Annotated in this window: 17 protein-coding genes; 10 read left to right on the top strand and 7 right to left on the bottom strand. The window is 70.4% G+C overall.

Annotated elements, in window-relative coordinates; all coding sequences use genetic code 11:
• Nucleotides 1-87 precede the first annotated feature (87 nt).
• From ACIGJI_RS08130 to ACIGJI_RS08115, 4 genes are all read left to right on the top strand, one after another.
• Nucleotides 88-1,905 (top strand): beta-galactosidase family protein, encoded by a 1,818-nt coding sequence (locus tag ACIGJI_RS08130; protein ID WP_363444909.1) that lies wholly within the window; start codon nucleotides 88-90, stop codon nucleotides 1,903-1,905.
• A gap of 185 nt (nucleotides 1,906-2,090) precedes the next feature.
• Nucleotides 2,091-7,274: an endo-alpha-N-acetylgalactosaminidase family protein gene (locus ACIGJI_RS08125; RefSeq protein WP_363444907.1), complete on the top strand. Its 5,184-nt coding sequence runs from the start codon at nucleotides 2,091-2,093 to the stop codon at nucleotides 7,272-7,274.
• 155 nt (nucleotides 7,275-7,429) lie between these two features.
• On the top strand, nucleotides 7,430-7,567 hold the full coding sequence (locus ACIGJI_RS08120) for a hypothetical protein (protein WP_363444905.1): 138 nt from the start codon (nucleotides 7,430-7,432) through the stop codon (nucleotides 7,565-7,567).
• Nucleotides 7,564-7,734, top strand: a complete 171-nt coding sequence (locus ACIGJI_RS08115; RefSeq protein ID WP_363444903.1) for a hypothetical protein — start codon at nucleotides 7,564-7,566, stop codon at nucleotides 7,732-7,734. The genes ACIGJI_RS08120 and ACIGJI_RS08115 overlap by 4 nt, the downstream gene beginning before the upstream one ends.
• Here ACIGJI_RS08115 and ACIGJI_RS08110 read toward each other — a convergent pair.
• The 4 genes from ACIGJI_RS08110 to ACIGJI_RS08095 all read right to left on the bottom strand — a co-directional run bounded on the left by ACIGJI_RS08110 (nucleotide 7,724) and on the right by ACIGJI_RS08095 (nucleotide 11,500).
• On the bottom strand, nucleotides 7,724-8,644 hold the full coding sequence (locus ACIGJI_RS08110) for a carbohydrate ABC transporter permease (RefSeq protein WP_363444901.1): 921 nt from the start codon (nucleotides 8,642-8,644) through the stop codon (nucleotides 7,724-7,726). The two genes, ACIGJI_RS08115 and ACIGJI_RS08110, sit on opposite strands and share 11 nt — an antisense overlap.
• Nucleotides 8,641-9,615 carry a sugar ABC transporter permease gene (locus ACIGJI_RS08105; protein WP_363444899.1) on the bottom strand — a complete coding sequence of 325 codons (975 nt, stop codon included), beginning with the start codon at nucleotides 9,613-9,615 and terminating at the stop codon, nucleotides 8,641-8,643. Before ACIGJI_RS08105 ends, ACIGJI_RS08110 begins: the two co-directional genes overlap by 4 nt.
• 89 nt (nucleotides 9,616-9,704) lie before the next feature.
• Complete coding sequence (locus ACIGJI_RS08100) at nucleotides 9,705-11,018, bottom strand: extracellular solute-binding protein (RefSeq protein ID WP_363444897.1); 1,314 nt, start codon at nucleotides 11,016-11,018, stop codon at nucleotides 9,705-9,707.
• Between the two features lie 290 nt (nucleotides 11,019-11,308).
• The gene (locus ACIGJI_RS08095; RefSeq protein WP_025104705.1) at nucleotides 11,309-11,500 is read right to left on the bottom strand and encodes a DUF3073 domain-containing protein; all 192 of its coding nucleotides are present in this window, start codon (nucleotides 11,498-11,500) and stop codon (nucleotides 11,309-11,311) included.
• A gap of 149 nt (nucleotides 11,501-11,649) precedes the next feature.
• On the opposite strand from ACIGJI_RS08095, the gene ACIGJI_RS08090 reads away from it, so the two are divergent.
• Nucleotides 11,650-12,192: a universal stress protein gene (locus ACIGJI_RS08090; RefSeq protein WP_187663109.1), complete on the top strand. Its 543-nt coding sequence runs from the start codon at nucleotides 11,650-11,652 to the stop codon at nucleotides 12,190-12,192.
• A gap of 62 nt (nucleotides 12,193-12,254) precedes the next feature.
• Here ACIGJI_RS08090 and ACIGJI_RS08085 read toward each other — a convergent pair whose 3' ends face one another.
• Complete coding sequence (locus tag ACIGJI_RS08085; protein ID WP_363444895.1) at nucleotides 12,255-12,881, bottom strand: PadR family transcriptional regulator; 627 nt, start codon at nucleotides 12,879-12,881, stop codon at nucleotides 12,255-12,257.
• The gene (locus tag ACIGJI_RS08080; RefSeq protein WP_187663111.1) at nucleotides 12,878-13,717 is read right to left on the bottom strand and encodes a DUF4097 family beta strand repeat-containing protein; all 840 of its coding nucleotides are present in this window, start codon (nucleotides 13,715-13,717) and stop codon (nucleotides 12,878-12,880) included. The genes ACIGJI_RS08085 and ACIGJI_RS08080 overlap by 4 nt, the downstream gene beginning before the upstream one ends.
• A 219-nt stretch (nucleotides 13,718-13,936) precedes the next feature.
• On the opposite strand from ACIGJI_RS08080, the gene ACIGJI_RS08075 reads away from it, so the two are divergent.
• The 3 genes from ACIGJI_RS08075 (at nucleotide 13,937) to ACIGJI_RS08065 (ending at nucleotide 16,120) form a co-directional block, all read left to right on the top strand.
• Nucleotides 13,937-14,812, top strand: a complete 876-nt coding sequence (locus ACIGJI_RS08075) for a MerR family transcriptional regulator (protein ID WP_363444893.1) — start codon at nucleotides 13,937-13,939, stop codon at nucleotides 14,810-14,812.
• A gap of 113 nt (nucleotides 14,813-14,925) precedes the next feature.
• Entirely contained in the window at nucleotides 14,926-15,309 is a 384-nt protein-coding gene (locus ACIGJI_RS08070; protein ID WP_187663113.1) for a hypothetical protein, read from the top strand.
• A gap of 4 nt (nucleotides 15,310-15,313) precedes the next feature.
• Nucleotides 15,314-16,120, top strand: a complete 807-nt coding sequence (locus tag ACIGJI_RS08065) for a nitroreductase family protein (protein WP_259952866.1) — start codon at nucleotides 15,314-15,316, stop codon at nucleotides 16,118-16,120.
• A gap of 1 nt (nucleotide 16,121) precedes the next feature.
• On the opposite strand, the gene ACIGJI_RS08060 is transcribed toward ACIGJI_RS08065, so the two are convergent.
• Nucleotides 16,122-17,651: an FAD-dependent oxidoreductase gene (locus tag ACIGJI_RS08060; protein WP_363444891.1), complete on the bottom strand. Its 1,530-nt coding sequence runs from the start codon at nucleotides 17,649-17,651 to the stop codon at nucleotides 16,122-16,124.
• 86 nt (nucleotides 17,652-17,737) lie between these two features.
• Between ACIGJI_RS08060 and ACIGJI_RS08055 the strand changes: the two genes are divergently transcribed.
• A complete protein-coding gene (locus tag ACIGJI_RS08055; RefSeq protein WP_363444889.1) occupies nucleotides 17,738-18,112 on the top strand; it encodes a CrcB family protein in 375 nt (124 codons plus the stop codon).
• Nucleotides 18,109-18,468 (top strand): CrcB family protein, encoded by a 360-nt coding sequence (locus tag ACIGJI_RS08050; protein ID WP_315638066.1) that lies wholly within the window; start codon nucleotides 18,109-18,111, stop codon nucleotides 18,466-18,468. The genes ACIGJI_RS08055 and ACIGJI_RS08050 overlap by 4 nt, the downstream gene beginning before the upstream one ends.
• Nucleotides 18,469-18,555: the final 87 nt, after the last annotated feature.

Raw genomic sequence — 18,555 nt, 5'->3', positions numbered from 1 at the left:
ATGGTAGCGATCCATCGGCGGAAAACCAGGGAGCACGGACCTCGGCGATGCGATAATGTGAACGCAAACAATTCAGCTGGGAGTGCAATGTCCGACCTTCTCGCCGCGGCTTCCGACGGCTCGACCACCGCCGTCGCCGCGCCGGCAGACGCCGCTGCCTCCGGCGCTCCCGCCCTGTCCTGGCGCGAGGGGGAGATCCTCCGCGACGGTGTGCCCCACCGCATCCTGTCGGGCTCGATCCACTACTTCCGCGTCCACCCCGACCAGTGGGAGGACCGCCTGCGCCGGCTCGCCGCGATGGGCGCGAACACGGTCGACACCTACGTCGCCTGGAACTTCCACGAGCGGGTCGAGGGGGACATCCGCTTCGACGGCTGGCGGGACGTCGAGCGCTTCGTGCGGCTGGCCGGCGAGGTCGGCCTCGACGTCTTCCTCCGACCGAGCCCCTACATCTGCGCGGAGTGGTCCAACGGCGGGCTGCCCTTCTGGCTCACCGGCAGGGTCTCGGCGCTGCGGACGAGCGATCCCGCGTTCCTCGCCGCCGTCGACGCCTGGTACGACGCGCTGCTCCCGCGGCTCGCCCCTCTGCAGGCGGCCTACGGCGGGCCGATCGTGGCGATCCAGATCGAGAACGAGTACGGATCGTTCGGCAGCGATGCCGCCTACCTCGCCCACCTACGTGACGGGCTCCGGCGACGGGGCATGGTGGAGATGCTGACGACGGCCGACGGGATCACCCCGGACATGATCGCGCACGGGAGCGTGCCGGGTGCGATGACGACGTTCACGTTCGGCACCGGTGTGCCGGTGGCGGCCTCCCTGCGTCGGCACGGGGAGGCGCTCATGTGCAGCGAGCTCTGGGGCGGCTGGTTCGACCACTGGGGCGAGCGGCACCACGTGCGCTCGGCGGACAGCATGGGCGGGACGATCCGCGAGCTCCTCGACGAGGGCGGCTCGGTCAGCCTCTACATGGCGCACGGGGGCACCAACTTCGGCCTGTGGAACGGTGCGAACCACGACCTCGTGCTGCAGCCCACGGTGACCAGCTACGACTCCGATGCCCCGATCGGCGAGGACGGCACGCTCGGGGAGAAGTTCCATGCGCTTCGCGCGCTCTTCGCCCCCTTCCACGCCGACGGACTGCCGCCCGTGCCCGACCAGCCGCGGCGGCAGTCCGCGACCTCCGCGCCTCTGGAGCGGCGAGCGAGCCTGCTCGACGTGGTCCGGGCGACCCCTGCCGCGGGCGGGCTCTCGCCGCGCCCGCTGACCTTCGAGCAGCTCGGAGCGGAGGACGGCCTCGTGGCCTACGAGGCCGACGTGTCGTTCCCGGACGAGGCGACACTGACCGTCGACGGCCTGCACGATCGTGCGGTCGTCTTCCTCGACGACCGCCGCCTCGGTGTGCTCGAGCGGGACGGCGAGACGTCCCTCGCTCTCCCGGTGGACGGCGGCTCCGGTCGGCTGGCGCTCGTCGTCGAAAGCCTCGGGCGCATCAACTACGGGCCGTACACCGGGGAGGGCAAGGGCATCATGCGCGGCGTGATGATCGGCCGCCGTCTCGTGAACGGCTGGACGCATCGCCTCCTGCCGCAGACGGCACCGGCGGTGGACGCCGCTGCCGTGGGCGGGGTGGACGGCCTCGCCGTCGCCGCGCTGGACGTCGCCGAACCCCTGGACGCGTGGCTCGCCTTCCCCGGTGGCGGCAAGGGACTGGTGTGGCTGAACGGATTCCTGCTCGGACGCTACTGGAGCGTGGGCCCGCAGGAGACGCTCTACGCCCCCGCGCCGTTGTGGCGTACCGGGCGCAACGAGATCGTGGTGCTCGACACCGACGGCCTCGGTGCGACCGTGGAGATCCGCGAGGCGCCGTCCCTCGGGGAGACCGAGGAGTTCATCGGCTCCTGAGCCGCACTCGGGCCTCGGGTGGTGACCTTCGGCCAATGTTTGCGCATACTTGACGTTCGACTCTTGTCTTAAGCCACAAGCTCGCTCTACGGTGATAGCGCAAACATCGATTCCGATCGATGATCCATCTGCGGCGCACCGGGGCGTCCCTTCCTCCGGCCGTCGCACCGTTCGAGAGGCAAGACGTGTCGACACCTTCCCGACCGCCGCGCACCGCCGTCGCCGTCAGTTCCCTGCTGGCGACGGCTCTCGCGCTCGGCGGAGCGCTCCTCCCTGCGACCGCGGCGCAGGCCGCCGATCTCGTCCCCGTCCCGCACGCGGACTACCGGCTGCACGCGGTGTCCAGCGAAGCCGATCCGTATCCGGCGCCGCCTTCGCTCGACGGCACGGCTCTCGGCGCGTTCGACGGCGACTACTCGACCCAGTGGACGTCGCGGTACTCGGCCAACGCCCCCTTCCCGCACTGGATCGCGCTCGATCTGCAGCGGCCCCTCTCGGTGAAGGCGCTGGACTATTCGGTCAAGCGCGGGCAGAGCGTCGCGGCGAAGACCGTCGAGGTGTACGTCACGGATGACGCCGACGCCGCGCGCACCTCGCCCGCCGACGGGGGATGGGGCGCCGCCGCCGCGGCCGCGACGCTGCACGCGCCCACCGCGAACGACGAGAAGCAGCGCATCACGCTGGAGACCGCGAAGGACGGCCGGTACGTGGCCCTCCTCATCATCGACGCGCAGGGCACCACGGGCGGCGGCGCCGGCGAGATCCAGGTGTTCTCCGACGAGGAGCTCCCGCCGATCGTGACCGAGCCGGAGACGCCGGAGCAGCCGGAGCCCGGGGACACCGTCGAGATCGCCGCGGGCGGCACCACGGCCACCGTCTTCTCCGCGTTCCCGCAGATCCTCGGCTACCGCGTGGGCGATGAGCGCCTCGGCGGCCAGAAGGGCTCCCCGCGCACCTGGGCGGTCAACGGCACCGCCTATGCGTCGACCACCACGTCCACGGCGACGGCGACCGGCGTCGACTACGTCTCGGCCCTGACCGGCATCGACGTCACGGTGCGCAGCAGCATCCGCGTCGCGGCGAACGGCACGGTCGAGTTCGCCGTGACCGGAGTCGACGGCTCCGCTGCGGTGAACACCCTGGCGCTCCCCGACAACGCCTTCCTCTCCGCGACGGCCGCGGACGGCGCCGTCCTCGACCGCACCGTGATCAGCCCGAACAGCACGACGAACGCCGATGAGCACATCGCTGTGGGGCCCGCGACCGCCACCGGGACGAAGGGCGCGGCCTTCGCCTTCCTCGGCGACGGGACCCTCGCCGGCAGCGTGATCACGAACGCGACGACGCAGGCCTCCGGCGGCACCGCCTCATGGAACACCCGGCTCACGACGCGGGTGACCGCGGCCGACGGCCGGACCGCGGAGATCGGCTCGAACACCTGGCTCATCCATCCGACCACCGCCGTCGACAGCCGGGTGACGACCTACGCCCTTCCTAAGGTCACGGTGCTCCTCACCGCCGATCGCAACGGCGACGAGACCGTGGACTGGCAGGACGCCGCGATCCGCTACCGGGAGGTCGACGCCCCGCGCCTCGGTGCCGACCGGGTCGCCGACCGCGTGATCAGCCGCATCCCGTTCAACTTCGCCTCGAGCGCCACGAACTACTTCGACCTCGTGCTCGACAACACCAAGCGCATCGCGAACCAGACCGACGGCCTCGGGCAGTGGGTGCTCAACAAGGGCTTCGGCAGCGAAGGACACGACTCCGCGAACACCGACTACGGCGGGAACTACAACGAGCGCGCGGGCGGCCTCGCCGACCTCAACCGTCTCGTCGACGAGGGGGCGAAGCTCAACGCCGACATGAGCGTGCACGTCAACGCCACCGAGATCTATCCGCAGGCGGACGCGTTCGACGCGGCGATCCTCGACGGCACACCGCCGTACAAGCCCGGCTGGAACTGGCTCGACCAGTCGTACTACATCGATCAGCAGACCGATCTCGGCACCGGACGCGCGCTCGACCGCTTCCAGCAGCTGCGGGACGAGGTGCCGGAGCTCAGCGGCGTCTACATCGACGTGTACTACTCCAACGGCTGGGTGGCCGAGGAGCTCGCGGACGAGCTGAACGCCATGGACCTCGAGGTCGCGACCGAGTGGGGCGACAAGTTCGTCGACAGCACGGTCTGGTCGCACTGGCCGAACGACCTCGCCTACGGCGGCAAGGACAACAAGGGCATCAACTCCACCATGGTGCGGTTCATCCAGAACGCGCAGGCGGACGTCTGGAACGACGACGCCCTGCTGGGCCAGCAGCGTCTCGTCGATGCCGAGGGCTGGGTGGGCAACCGCAACTGGGACGGCTTCATCGGCAACATCTGGTCGCAGAGCCTGCCGACGAAGTTCCTGCAGCACTTCGACCTGCAGACGTACGCGGCGGGGGCCGAGGCGACCTTCACCGACGACGTGGCGGTCCGGATCGACGGTGGTACCCGCGTCATCACGATGGACGGCGCGACCGTCCTGCGGGGCGACTCCTACCTGCTGCCGTGGCAGTCGCTGGAGTCGAGCGCCGAGTCGGGTTCGCCCGTCGACGCGGACAAGATGTACTTCTTCACGGCCTCCGGCGGTGAGAAGACCTTCGGGCTCACGGATGCCTTCCGCGGCAACACGACCTTCGACGTGTTCGCGCTCGGCGACCAGGGGCGCGAGAAGGTGGACACCGTCACCGCGGTCGACGGGAAGCTGACGCTCTCCGGCGAGGAGGGGGCGGCTTACGTCGTCGTGCCCCAGGGTGGGGCGCAGCGGGCGGCGATCGAGTACCGCGACGCGGGCCTGACCGATCCCGGGTTCAACTCGGGGTCGCTGGACGGCTGGAACCCGCGGGGCGACGTGACCATCGAGCGCACGGACCTCGGCGCGGCGAAGAACGCCTCACGGGGCGACAACATCGCGGTGTTCGGCTCATCCGCGTCCGCGATCTCGCAGACCGTCACCGGCCTCACCCCCGGGAAGCGCTACGCGTTCTCCGCGCAGGTGCAGATCGATCCGACGGCCACGCGCGACGTGAGCGTCGCGGTCGACACCGGCGCCGGCGTCGTCAGCCGCACCTGGAACCTCTCGCCGACATACAACTACATGCGCGCCGACTCCAAGGCCGGGCAGTACTACCAGCGCGGATCGGTGTCGTTCCTCGCCCCGGCCTCCGGCGAAGTGACCGTCTCGGTCTCGGCGGTCGCCGGTGACGCGGCGGTGCGAGTCGACAACGCCAGGGTGATGGCGGACACGACGGCGCCGACCGCCGCGGGCACCGTGTACTCGAACGACTTCGAGGGCAACCAGCCCGGGTGGGGGCCGTTCGTGAAGGGTGACGCCAACGGCATCGACGACCCGCGTACGAGCATCTCGCGTCGGCACGACCCGTACACGAGCAGCGACTGGCGCAACACGGCCAAGCCGTTCGACACCGGAGCCACCGCGGGCCTCGCGGTGGACTCCACCCTCACCGGTGAGCACTCGCTGATGTCGCACTCCGAGAACTCCGGCGTCGTCTACCGGACCGACCCCACGCTCGTCCCGCTGCAGGCCGGGCACACCTATCGCATCGGGTTCGACTACCAGGCCGGAGCGAGCGGAGCGTACCGCTGGCTGACCGGTACGGACGCCGTGATCGACGGGGAGATCTCCTCGACGACCCTGCGTCGCACCCCTGTCGTGCAGGCGCTGGAGACCACCGCGTTCCGCGAGGACGTGATCGTGGGCTGCGGCGACTACACCTGGGTCGGTCTGGAGCGCGTCGGCGGGCCCGACGTCGACTTCGTCCTCGACGATTTCACGGTGACGGACCTCGGCCCGACGGACGGAGGCACCCCGTGCGCCACCGTCGCCGGCGAGGCCGTGACCCTGAGCCCCGGGGCGCAGACACCCTTCACCACGACCTTCACCAACAGCGAGGACATCCTGGCGGAGAACGTCGGCGTGCAGCTCGACCTCCCGGAGGGCTACACCGTCGAGGTCGCGGACGGCTCCTCGAACCTGTTCACGAAGGTCGCCCCCGGCGAGAGCGTGACGACGGACTGGCTGCTGACGGCACCGGCGTCGGCCGCGGGCTCGCCGGTGAGCATCGGCATCGCCGCCACCTACCTCGTCGACTGCGACGTGCGGACCGTGCAGACCGCGCAGGAGGCCGCTGTCGCGTCCCGCGCCCGCATCCCGAACGCGCAGATCACCGCGACCGCGAGCTCCGAGGAGACCGCGGGTGAGGACGGCACGGCGGCGAACATGCTCGACGGCAACGCCGGGACGTTCTGGCACAGCCGCTGGAGCACTGACGCCGCCGCGTATCCGCACGTGCTGACGTTCGACCTCGGTTCCGAGGAGACGGTCGACGGCATCTCCTATCTGCGTCGCGGCGCGAACCAGAACGGCCCCATCAAGGGCTTCCAGGTCGCGGTCTCCACCGACGGGCAGACCTTCACGGACGTGGCCGCGGGGGAGTGGAAGAACGTCGCGGAGTGGCAGGACGTCGACTTCGCCGCGACGACAGCGCGATACGTTCGGGTGACGGCGACCTCGTCGATCTCGGGCACGCCGTTCGCGGCCGTGGCGGAGATGGCGGTGTACGGCACCACCGCCCCGCAGGCCGGGCACGCACCGGAGGCGCGACCCGAGGACGACCTCGGGGTCTGCGCTCCGGAGACCGATCCTGCGCTGACGCTCGGCGCGGATTCCGTGCGGGCAGGGGAGACGGTCGAGGCCGTGCTCTCGGGCTTCGCGCCCGACGCCGCCGTCTCGTTCTGGCTGGACGGCGTGCGGCTCGCGGACGCGACGGTTGATGCGTACGGCGCGCTGACCACCCGGGTCCTCATCCCCGCGGATGCAACGGTCGGGAAGCACCGCTTCCTCGTCAAGGACGCCTCCGGCGCGGAGGTGGCCGGCGCCGCCCTCAAGGTCAAGAAGGCGAAGCCGGCGAAGGTGCCGGTCCTCACCCCGTCGGTCGGCACCGCGGCGGCCGGAGACTCCCTCCGCGTGCAGCTCCGCGGCTTCGACCCCGAGTCCGTCGTGCAGCTCTGGCTCCACTCGGAACCGGTCAGGGTGGGCGAGGTGACGATCGCCGCCGACGGCAGTGCGGTCGCGACCGTCACCATCCCGGCGGCCACACCCGCGGGCGCCCATGCGCTCGTGGCGACGGACGCCGAGGGCGCCGAGCTCGCTCGTGCGGATCTCGCGGTCACCGCCGCGGCGACGGCCGGTGGCGGGGCGCTGGCCACGACGGGTGCGGAGGGGATGACGTGGCTGGCGGTCACCGTCGGTGCGCTCGCCCTGAGCGCCCTCGGCGCGGGGCTCTGGCGACGGCGACGCAGCTGAGCACCTCTGCTGCACACGAGAGGCCCGGGGTTCGCCCCGGGCCTCTTCTGCACGCGGCGGGGAGTTTGCCGGTTCTCCACGGGTTGCGGTTCCGAGGCCGGAGAGCGTGCCTCCGGTCCCCGATACTCGAGGGGTACCCACGAAAGGAGCCGCACATGCCGAACGTACTCATCCGCGATCTCGACCCCGGCGTGCATTCCGTGCTCACCGCGCGAGCGCAGGAGCAGGAGGTGACCACGCTCACCCCGGAGAGCATCGTCGCCGCCGTGCACGAGGGGTGCGCCGGGCGGTGATCGTCGTCGACGCCGCGATCGTCGTCGACCTGGTCTGCACCGGAATGTCGACCCGAGTCCTGCAGGCGCGGCTGGAGGACGAGTTCCTGCTGCCCCTCCTCACGCGCGACCGGAGGCTCGCGCGGGCGGCCTCCGGTCTGTGTGCGGTCGAGGTGCCTAGCCCTTGACGGCGCCGGCGGCGAGACCGGAGCGCCAGTACTTCTGCAGCGTGAAGAACAGGGCGATGAGCGGGATCACGCCGAGCAGTGCCCCGAGCATGACGGCGCCCTTGTCGGGGGAGAAGTAGCTCATCATGCCGTAGAGGCCGAGCGTGACCGGCTTGAGGTCGGGGCTGGAGATCATCATGAGCGGGAGGAGGAAGTTGTTCCACGTGGCCACGAAGATGAACAGGAAGATCGTCACCATCGCGGGGCCGAGCAGCCGCAGCACGATCGTGAAGAAGATCCGGGCCTCACCGGCGCCGTCGATGCGGGCGGCCTCCAGCAGCTCCGTCGGCACCGACGACTGCGCGTAGACCATGCCGAGGAAGACGCCGAACGGCGAGACCGCCGAGGGGATGATGATCGCCCACACGGTGTTCGTGAGGCCGAGCGCCTGGAACTCGATGTACAGCGGCACCGTGAGCAGGGCGACGGGCAGCAGAAGTCCCGCCATGATGATGCCGACCGCGAGCTTCTTCCCGGGGAAGGCGAACTTGGCGATCGCGTAGCCGGCCATCACGGCGAACAGCGTGCCGATGATCCCGGCGCTGAGCGAGTAGAACAGGGAGTTGCCGACCCAGCGCCAGAACAGCCCCTGGGTCCAGCCCATGAGGCTGTCGTAGTTGGCGGCGAGGTTCGGCTCGGCGAACCAGAATCCGAACGTCGAGGTGAGGTCGGTGTTGTTCTTCGTCGAGGCCACCACGAGCCAGAACACCGGCACGAGGAAGTACAGCGTCGCGACGACGAGGGCGATGATGCCGAACGTGCGGGCCGCGGGTCCCGGGGCGATGGACGGAGGAGGGGCGTCCGCCGCCTGCGGCCTACGAGAGTGCCGCTTCGTCGGCGGGGTCACGGTGACAAGTCGTGTGGTGGTCATGCGTCGCCCTTCCGCCGCTGGAGCAGTGCGTACACGATCGCGAGCACGCCCGCGATCCCCGCCATGAGCAGCGAGTACGCCGACGCCGGACCGCTGCCCGACGGCGACAGCTCGCCCATCATCGTGTTGTAGGTGAGCATCATCGGCGTGAAGTCCTTGCCCATCCAGGAGTTCGCGGCCTCCAGGATGACCGGCTCGTTGAACAGCTGGATCGTGCCGATGATCGACAGCAGCACCGCCAGCAGCGCGGCACCGCGCACGAGCGGCACCTTGATGCGGGTCGCGATCTGGAAGCCCGTCGCACCGTCCAGACGGGCGGCCTCGTAGAGGTCGCGGGGGATGGCCTGCAGGGCGCTGAGGAAGATGAGCATGTTGTAGCCCGTGTAGGTCCACGTCGTCATGTTCGCCATCGAGAAGAGGATCGTCTGCGGCGACATGAGGTCGGTCCCCTCCGGCAGATACGGCAGGAAGGGCGACACCTCGGGCGTGTAGAGGTAGAGCCACATCATCGCCGCGATGATGCCGGGGACCGCGTACGGGAGGAAGAAGGCGAGGCGGAACAGGGCGGGGCGGCGCACGATGAACGAGTCCAGCAGCAGGGCCAGGGCGAGGGCCGCGATGATCATCACCGGGATCTGGAACGCCGCGTAGAGCACGACCCGTCTCATGCCGGCCCAGAAGGCGCCGTCGGTCGCCGCCGCCGCGAAGTTGTCGAGGCCGACGAAGGTGTCGACGAGCTCGCCCCCGCCGTACAGGCCGCCGCCGGCGGGCACCTGCGCGAAGAACGCCGACCGGACCGACACGATGATGGGGATGAGGAAGACGACGGCGAACAGCAGCGCGAACGGCGCCATGAACAGCCACCCGGTCAGCCCCTCTCTTCGGATCCGCGATCGACGGGTCGACGGGGCGACGGGACGGCGCGCGGGAGGGAGCGGCGCCGCTGCCCTCAACTCGGTCACTGTGGCCATGATGTGCCTCTCGCTCTCACGACGACGGCGGAGTGCACGATCGCCCGTGCACTCCGCCGTCGTTCATCCGATGATGCCGTCCGGTCCGGTCATTCCGCGACCGGGAGGCCGAGGTCCTTCAGCGACGCGACGGCCGTGTCCTGCGCCGTCGTGAAGATGTCGGCGACCGTGGCGGTGCCGGCGGCAGCCGCGGCGGCCGTCTCGTTCATGTTCGCCAGGGTCGAGAAGCCGGGGGCGTACGGGAAGTCGGGGTTGAGGTTCTCGGTGGCCGTGCCGAGCTCGGCCAGCACGTCCTGGCCGCCGAACTGACGCAGCATCTTCTCCGGGGTCTCCACCTCGCCCTTCGCGGCGACGACGAGGCCCTGGGAAGCGAGGTCGTCGACCTGCGTGTTGAACCAGTCGTTGAACTCCATGGCGGCCTCGGGGTTCTCGCAGCCCTTCATGACCGAGACGCCGGACCCGCCGTCGGGGCCGCTCATCGCCCCGGCGCCGAAGTCGGGGAGCTGGGCGACGCGCCACTGCCCCTCGGCCGGAGTGCCGTCCAGGGAGTCGAGGAGGAAGCCGGCCTCCCAGGCCGCGCCGACGTGGCCGATGAGGCTGCCGTTGTTCAGCGCCGCCGTGAACCCTTCACCCCAACGCTCGGTCGCGAGCGTCTGCTTGCCGTCGAGCAGGCCCTGCCAGAACGCGGCGACCCGCTCGGAGCCCGCACCCTCGGCATCCACCTTCCACTCCTCGCCCTCCGTGGAGAACCAGGTGTCACCGGCGGCGGCAGCCTGTCCGGAGAGCCAGTTCTGCGCCTCGTCCGGTGTGAACGCCGTGACGAACTTGCCGGCGGCGGCGGCCGTGGCGGAGGCGGCGGTCAGGTCGTCGAGCGTCGCCGGGGCGTCGAGGCCGAGCGCCTCGAACTCCGCCGTGTTGTAGAAGTAGACCAGGGGTCCGGTGTCCTGCGGGAGGCCCACGATGGCGTCGCCGACCCGCATGCCGCTGAACGCTCCGGCCGAGTAGTGGTCCTCGTACTTCTCGGCCTCCGCGGCGACGTCCTCCAGCAGACCCTTCACGTAGAGCTGCGGCACCTCGGAGTATCCGGTCTGCGCGAGGCACGGACCGTTCCCGGCCTTGATGTCGGTCTCGAGCTTGAGGATCATGTCGCTGGCCTTGCCGTCGAACTTCGTGGCCTTGACCTGGATGTCGGGGTGCTCCTCGTTCCAACGGTCGACGATCTCGGCGACCGTGGTCATGCCCTCGCCGTCGGGGAGGCGGTGCATGTACTCGATGGTGACGGGCTCTCCGCCGGCGTCCCCGCCCCCGGAGGCGGCCGGGGCGCAGGCCGCGAGTCCGAACGCCGACACCGCGCCGAGGGCGACGACCGCGGCGACGCGGGGGGTGCGTGAGGTGGGTGCCATGCTGTTCTCCTCTTTGAGGTCATGTTCCTGCGGATCGCCCGAAGCCGGGACGCGGCGAGGGTGCGCCGTCGATCACATGCACATCAAATCAGAAAATGTTTGCGCTCACAAGACGCGGATCGGCGGAATTGCGTCGGATTATCCTGCCCTTGAGGGAGCGCTGACATCGCGAGGGCCTCCTCGTTCCGGCGGCAGGCCGCTCGGTCGGGACGAGCGACCGGGGCGTCGCATCGCCGCCCGGGAACGACGAAACACCCGCACGAGCCGTGCGGGTGTTTCGAACCGAGGGGCTAGGCCTTCTCTAGTTCGTCTTCGTCTTCGTCCGCGTACTCGTCGGCCCACTTGTCGACGTAGGCGTCTTCGTCGGAGTCGCTCGAGTGCGCGAGCTCGCGCTCCAGCGCCGAGTAGTTCACCGACGGACTGTACGCCTTGAGTTCGCGGGCGATCTTTGTGTGCTTCGCCTTCTGACGGCCACGGCCCATGCCTGAGACCCCCTCACGAGTTAAGCTGCGGGCAGACAGGCGCCCGAGTCATTCACGACACCGGCTCGAGGCCGGTAAGAGTAGCATTCAGGATAGCACGCGGGGAACAGACCCTGGCCGCGGCCAGGCCGGCGAAGGGAGCGATCTCCATGACCGACAGCACCTCCACTCCGTCCGACGAGGCCACGCAGAACGCCGCTCTGCAGAAGGCTGTCATCGTCGGGATGCAGCTCGACCAGGACCCGCACGTTCTCGATGAGGCCGTGCGGTTCGCCCGGCTGCTGAACGCTCCGCTCGTGGTCGCCCACGTCGACATCACGCGCTTCGTCACCTACGAGGATCCGGACGGCTACGTGCACTCCGCCCCCATCGACATCAACTTCGACGCGGGCGCCGCCGAGTTCGAGGCCGTCGAGGCCGCGGCTGCCACGATCCTCGCCGGGAAGGGGGTCACCTGGACGGCGCGACAGCTCGTCGGCGACCCGGCCCTGGCCATCAAGCAGCTCGCCAACAAGCTCGACGCCCAGCTCATCGTGGTCGGCACCCGCAAGCGCGGCATCGGCGAGTCGATCCGGGAGTTCTTCACCGGCTCCGTGGCCGCCCGGCTGGCTCATCGCCAGCACCGTCCGGTGCTCGTCGTGCCCCTGGGGGAGTCGGTACCGGACGAGCAGAAGGAGATCTGGCCGGAGTGACCCGGACGCGACGAGGCCCCGCCGATGGATGTCGGCGGGGCCTCGTGCTGTGTGATGGAGGCTCAGGAGTCCGGCTGGCTCAGCGCGACCGTCACGGTGCGGGCGGCCTGATCCAGCGCGTTCTCGAGGTCGGTGACCACCGACGCCGGGAGGACGCCGCCCTTCGCGACATGGGTGCGCAGGTCGGTGCGGACCCGTGCGCGGAAGGCGTTCACGACGGCGTCGGCGCGGTGCAGCTCCTCACGGCTGGTCAGCCGCGCATCCTCGCTCGCGGTGCGGGGCCGCGACTTCGCCGCCGCCCGGTCATCCTTGGTGGCCGTCGCCAGATCGGCGCGGAGGCTCTTCATCGCCTCCTGCACGCTCTGGCGCACCTCGTTGGCGATGAGTCGGACGGTGTCGGTGATGCCCGCCTCGATGTCGGCGAGGTCGTTCTCGCGGGAGGCGAGCTCGGTGCGCCCGGCCTCGGTGATCGCGTAGATCGTGGTGCGTCCATCGACCGTCTTGGTGACCAGCCCCTCCTCCTCGAGCTTCGCGAGGCGCGGGTAGATCGTGCCGGCACTCGGGGTGTACGTCCCGCCGGTGCGGTCCGTGAGGGACTGGATGATGCCGTAGCCGTGCTGCGGGGACTCCGCGAGCAGCGACAGCAGGTACAGGCGCAGGTCGCCGTGGGAGAAGACCGCGGGACTCATGCTTCCCACTCCGGGTCGTTCTCGATCGTCTGCGGAGCGCGGCGGAGGACCGTCACCCCTCCGGAGACGGAGTTGGCGCGGAGGTCCACGAAGCGCCCGGCGAGCTCGCCGGACGTGCCGTTGTAGGTGCTCGGGCCGGAGGTGCTGCGCTCGACGCCGTCGATGAGGAGACGACCGCTGAGCGAGCGGATCACGTAGTTCGCCGCGAGGGACTCGTCGAGCCGGACGGTCGTGCCGCCGGAGACCGAGTTCACGGTGATCGTGTTGACATCGCCTGCGGCGTCCACCAGCGTCGACCCGGAGACGATGTCGACCGTCGCCTTGCGGATCGCTCCGGTGACGGCCACGTCGCCGGAGACGCTGTTGGCGTTGATCGAGCCGGTGAGGTTGCGCACCTGTACGTCGCCGGAGACGGAGTTCACGCTGAGGTCGCCGATGAGGGTGTCGACGATGATGTCGCCGGACACGGTGTTGAGCCGGGTGTCGTTGCGGATCCCCGACACGAGGGCGCCGGCGCTCACGACGCCCAGGGTCAGGGCGATGGAACGCGGGACGGCCACGCTCACCTCGGCGCGCGGGCCGCCGGAGCCGAAGTTCCGGAACACCTCGAGGAAGTTGTCCCAGCCCAGCTGCGGGTGGTCGATCTCGACCTCCCCGTCGCGGGATTCGATCCGGAGGTCCTTGGTGGTGACGCCGTGCACCTCGATCCGGATGCCGGGTTCGTCGTGGGCGATGACGTCGACCTGTCCGCCGACGAGGCCCACCTTGAGCCGGGTCGCGGAGGCGATGTCGATGACGCGTTCCTCGCCGGGGGCGATGAGCCACTTCTCGGTCATGTCTGCTTCTCCTGTGTCGAGGGATTCACGATATATCGTGTTGCCGTCACGATAACACGATATATCTCGATTCCGACACCCCCTCTCTCCTTCGAATCGCCTGATTGGCCCCATCTCCGCCGGAAATAGAGCCAATCACGCGATTCGGAGGCGGGGTTGACCTTGACGTAGCGGCAACTTCTACGGTGGGAGGAGACCTGACACGGAAGGGGAGGGCGGATGGAATCGCGGGACTGGTCGATCCAGGAGATCGCGCGGCTGACGGGCACGACGAGCCGGACGCTGCGGCACTACGACGACATCGGGCTGCTGCCGCCGTCGCGCATCGCGGCCAACGGCTACCGGCACTATGACGCGGCGGCGCTCGTGCGACTGCAGCGGATCCTCCTGCTGCGGGAGCTCGGACTCGGGTTGCCGCAGATCGCGGAGGTGCTGGGCCCTTCGACAGCCTCAGGGACCCAGGGTGCGGGCTCAGGGACCCAGGGTGCGGGCTCAGGGAACCAGGGTGCGGGCTCAGGGAACCAGGCGGCGGCCGAGGCGTCGGCCCTGGAGACCCACCTCGCGCTGCTGCGCGAGGAGCAGACCCGGCTGGCGCGGCAGATCGCGTCGGTCGAATCCACCATCACGGCATTGAGAGGAGGTGAGAACCTCATGGCAGAGAACATGTTCGACGGCTTCGACCACACGCAGTACAAGCAGGAGGTCGAGGACCGCTGGGGGACGAAGGCCTACGCCGACAGCGACCGCTGGTGGCGCGGGATGAGCGACGCCGAGCGCGCCGACTGGCAGCAGCGCGTGTCCGATCTCGGACGCGACTGGATCGCCGCGGCGGAGAGCGGCATCGATCCCGCGTCCGCCGAGGCACAGGAGCTCGCGCGTCGTCACGTCGCCTGGCTCACGGGCATCCCCGGCACTCCGGCCGCCGCCCTCCGGAAGGGGCCGGATGCCGCAGCCAAGGCGTACGTCATCGGACTCGGCGAGATGTACGTCGCGGACCCGCGCTTCGGTGCGAACTACGCGACGTCCGCGGGCGGCACGCAGGGTGCGGAGTTCGTCCGCGACGCGCTCCGCATCTACGCGGACGCCGCCCTCTGATCCGTCGAGCGGCCCCTTTGCGTGCGACCCACCCCGGGGCGGTCGTACTCAAGGGGGCCGCTCGCACGCAAGGGGGTGGATCGGGGGAGGAGGGGAGGGCGTAGGGTCGTGCCATGACGGGGCGACGGAAGCGCGAGCGCGACGACCGCCCCGCGTCTGGAGTCTTCGCGGCGGCGGCGACGGCCTATGCGGCGAACTGCGCCCTCGGGGCTGCGGTGGCGGGACGGCTCATCGACACGCGTCGTTTCCGCTGGGTGCACCACGCGCTCTACATCCTGACCTGCGCGACGACCGGACTCGCCGTCGTCGTCGGTCTGGCCACTCGCACGCCGCGCAGCCGCCGCGCCGCCCTGGCCCTCCTCCCCGCTGCCGTCCCGCTGGCCGCGATCCCCTACGCCGGGACGCACACCCGGCGGCACCCGCTCGTCGCCCTCACGGCAGCGCCCTTCGTCCTCGCGGGCCTCGTGGTCTCGCGCCTCCCCTCCGACCGGAAGTGACCGTATGGAACTCCTCGACGCCATCCGCCGCCGCAAGACCACGAACGGAGCGTTCCTCCCCGACCCGGTCTCCGAGGAGCACCAGCGCATCCTCCTGGAAGCCGCAGGTCGCGCACCGTCGCAGCTCAACAGTCAGCCGTGGCGCTTCGTCGTGATCGAGAACCGGGACACGATCGACGAGATCGCGCGCATCTCCGGCGAGAGCATGACCGAGGCGATGTCGAACGGCACGTTCTTCGAGCGGTACAAGCCCTACTTCCGCTTCAGCCAGGAGGAGATGGAGGAGAAGCGCAGCGGCATGCTGTTCGACAAGCTCCCCGCGCCGCTGCGCCCCTTCACGTCGCAGGTGTTCACGAAGCGCGGCCAGACGCTGATGAACACGTTCGGGGTGCCGAAGACGCTGGGCGCGGAGAACCGCAAGCTCGTGGCCGGGTCGCCCCTCCTGCTCGGCGTCATGCTCGACCGCAGCGAGTACCGGCCGGGGCAGCTATCGTCGTTCTACTCCGTGTTCAGCATGGGCGCGGCCATGGAGAACGTCTGGCTGACCACGGTCGAGCTGGGCATGGGCATCCAATTCATCTCGTTCCCGATGGAGGTGCCGGGGCGCTGGGACGAGATCGTGCGGCTGCTGCGGGTGCCCGACGACCTGGAGCTCATGGCCGTCTACCGGCTGGGCTACCTGCCGCCGGAGCAGCGTCGCCCGGCGATCGACTGGTCCAGCAGCCAGCGCAAGCTCGTGTCGCAGTACGTGTTCCGTGAGGACTGCGACACCCCGCAGCAGGGTTGGGACGCCCCGCCGACCCGGTCCTGAGTCACGAGCCGCCGACCGTCCGCGGCATCTGCTCGAGGTCCTTCAGAGCAGGCCCCTCGATGCGGGTGCCGTCCGCGGCGAACCGCGACGCGTGCAGCGGGCAGTCCCATGTGCACTCGGCGTCGTTCCAGTCGAGGACGCCGCCGAGGTGCGGGCACACCGCGCTGACCGCACGGGTCACGCCGTCGACGGTGGAGATGGCGACCGGGCGGCCGCCGCGGTTCGCCACCACGCCCTCGCCCTCCGCGGGCTGCGGCACCGGGACCGGCGTGGTCTCGGCCTCGACCCAGCCCTTCGTGGCCGCGGCGGCCACCTTCGCTCCCTCGACGGCGCCGCGCGCGAGGTCGGCGGGGACGGTCAGACGGGTGCCGAGGCGCAGCATCCAGGACGGACGCTCGCTGCGCTTCGTCCCGATGATCTCCTCGGTGAGCCGCAGGGCTGCGGCGGGCGCGTTCGACAGCCCCCACTTCGCGTACCCGGTGGCGATGCGGATGCGACCGAGGCCGCGCGGCAGAGCACCGACGAAGGGGATGAGGTTGTGCGACTGGTAGTCCTGCGCGGACCAGCGGTGCGTCTCCTCCGCGTCCGGGAAGTGCAGCCGCGTCCAGGCGACGAGATCGTCGATCGCGGCGGTCTCGCCGTCGGAGCGGCCGACCGGATGCCCGTTGCCGCCGACGACGAGCTGTGCCGTGGCCGCCGGACCGTCGGCAGCCGAGACCGGACGGATCGACCGCGTGGGGCTGTCGGCGGAGATGAACGTCCCCTCCGGCACCCCGCCGGAGACCCGGAACGAGACGCAGTACGACCGCATCCCGGCGACCTTGGAGAAGTACAGACCGCGGTCGAGGATCGGGGTCCCCGTCGCGAGGACGATGTGCTCGGCGAACATCGGGCCGGCCGTGGTCTCCACCCGAGGCTCCGGGAGGGCGTGGGCACCGGTCACACGGACGCCGGTGTGCAGCGTGCCACCGCCCGCGAGGAACTCCTTCGCGAGCGCGTCGGCCACCGCGACCGGGTCGATCGTCACCTGGGAATCCAGCGCGACCGCGCCCGCGACGGGGAACGGCGTCGACAGCTCGCCCGCGGTGAGCAGACGCGTCGGCAGTCCCGCCTCCCGCGCGGCGGCATGCTGGGACCGCACCGATTCGAGCCCCTCAGGACCCTGGGCGTAGGTGTGGTCGGTGCGCTCGGTGTAGCTGAGGCCGGCGGTGTCGGCGAAACCGGTGAGCCACTCCATGCCGGCGCGGTTGGCGTCGACGTACGCCTGGACGAGCGCGGCCGGATGGTGCGTGCGGATCGTGGCGAGCTGCTGCCCCTGGAGGAGCGAGAGCTTGCCCGTGTTGCCGCCCGTCGACAGCTCCGCCACATCGCCTGCATCGACGACCACGACGTCGAGTCCGGCGCGGGTCAGGAGCACCGCGGTCGAGAGTCCCGTGAGGCCCGCCCCCACGATGAGCACGTCGTGCTGCGCGCCGGGATCGAAGGGAGTGCCGTGGGGTGCGTCCTGGTCGACCTTCCAGAGTGGCTTCATGCCGACAGTCAACGCCTGTCTCCGCCCCCACCCCAACGCCTTGACATCGGACGGCCGCACTGTCATGCGCGACTACAGTGGCCAGCGTGAGTCTCCGTCGTGTCCTGCTCGTCGCGCTCGGCGGCACGCTGGGGACGGCTGCGCGTCTGGGCCTCGGGCTCCTCGTCCCCGACCTCGGCGGGTTCCCCCTCGCGGTGCTACTGGCCAACGTGCTGGGCGCCCTGCTCATCGGCGTCGTGGCGGCGCGGCTCCCGGCCTCAGCGGAGCTGCGGCTGCTCCTGGGCACCGGGGTCCTCGGGGGGTTCACGACCTACAGCGCCTTCATGACCGGGACGCTGGCCCTGTGGGCGTCGGCACCGCTCCTCGCCGCCGCGTATGCCGCGGTCAGCCTCGCCCTCGGCCTCCTCGCGGCGTCCGCGGGGCTCCGGCTGGGGCGCCCGCGCCGGGGAGGGGCGACGTGAGTCCGCTGCTGTTCCTCGCCGCGGCGCTCGCCGGGGGCGTCGGCGCCGTCCTGCGCTATCTCCTCGACCTCGGTGTCGCCCGGCTCGTCGGCCGGCGGTTCCCGTGGGGGATCCTGGCCGTCAACCTCACCGGCTCCTTCGCGCTGGGGCTGGTGGCGACGGCGCTTCCGGACGCGGCGTTCGTGCTCGGCGCTGGTCTGCTCGGGGGCTACACGACCTTCAGCACCGCGATGCTCGATGCGGTCGCGCTGTGGCGGGACGGCGAACGCGGCGCTGCGGCGTTCGACGCGCTCGGCATGCTCCTGCTCGGTCTCCTCGCCGCGGGGCTGGGGCTGGCGCTGGGATCCGCGCTCTAGATCGGTGCTTGCGAAGAACGGACGCGGCGCGCTACTCTCACTGCTAATCGTTTAACGCTAAACGGTTAACATCGCGCACCGCCTTCT

Origin of the sequence: Microbacterium sp. NPDC064978 (assembly GCF_044543605.1) — a bacterium.
In the GTDB taxonomy this organism is placed as follows: Bacteria; Actinomycetota; Actinomycetes; order Actinomycetales; family Microbacteriaceae; genus Microbacterium; species Microbacterium meiriae.
The sequence above is the reverse complement of the archived record's forward strand: the minus strand, read 5'-3'. Positions and strand labels throughout refer to the sequence as shown.

Coding starts and splice junctions, on each gene's coding strand:
- ACIGJI_RS08130 (WP_363444909.1), top strand. CDS start 88: ATGTCCGACCTTCTCGCCGCGGCTTCCGACGGCTCGACCACCGCCGTC.
- ACIGJI_RS08120 (WP_363444905.1), top strand. CDS start 7,430: ATGCCGAACGTACTCATCCGCGATCTCGACCCCGGCGTGCATTCCGTG.
- ACIGJI_RS08110 (WP_363444901.1), bottom strand. CDS start 8,644: ATGACCACCACACGACTTGTCACCGTGACCCCGCCGACGAAGCGGCAC.
- ACIGJI_RS08105 (WP_363444899.1), bottom strand. CDS start 9,615: ATGGCCACAGTGACCGAGTTGAGGGCAGCGGCGCCGCTCCCTCCCGCG.
- ACIGJI_RS08100 (WP_363444897.1), bottom strand. CDS start 11,018: ATGGCACCCACCTCACGCACCCCCCGCGTCGCCGCGGTCGTCGCCCTC.
- ACIGJI_RS08095 (WP_025104705.1), bottom strand. CDS start 11,500: ATGGGCCGTGGCCGTCAGAAGGCGAAGCACACAAAGATCGCCCGCGAA.
- ACIGJI_RS08090 (WP_187663109.1), top strand. CDS start 11,650: ATGACCGACAGCACCTCCACTCCGTCCGACGAGGCCACGCAGAACGCC.
- ACIGJI_RS08085 (WP_363444895.1), bottom strand. CDS start 12,881: ATGAGTCCCGCGGTCTTCTCCCACGGCGACCTGCGCCTGTACCTGCTG.
- ACIGJI_RS08080 (WP_187663111.1), bottom strand. CDS start 13,717: ATGACCGAGAAGTGGCTCATCGCCCCCGGCGAGGAACGCGTCATCGAC.
- ACIGJI_RS08075 (WP_363444893.1), top strand. CDS start 13,937: ATGGAATCGCGGGACTGGTCGATCCAGGAGATCGCGCGGCTGACGGGC.
- ACIGJI_RS08070 (WP_187663113.1), top strand. CDS start 14,926: ATGACGGGGCGACGGAAGCGCGAGCGCGACGACCGCCCCGCGTCTGGA.
- ACIGJI_RS08065 (WP_259952866.1), top strand. CDS start 15,314: ATGGAACTCCTCGACGCCATCCGCCGCCGCAAGACCACGAACGGAGCG.
- ACIGJI_RS08060 (WP_363444891.1), bottom strand. CDS start 17,651: ATGAAGCCACTCTGGAAGGTCGACCAGGACGCACCCCACGGCACTCCC.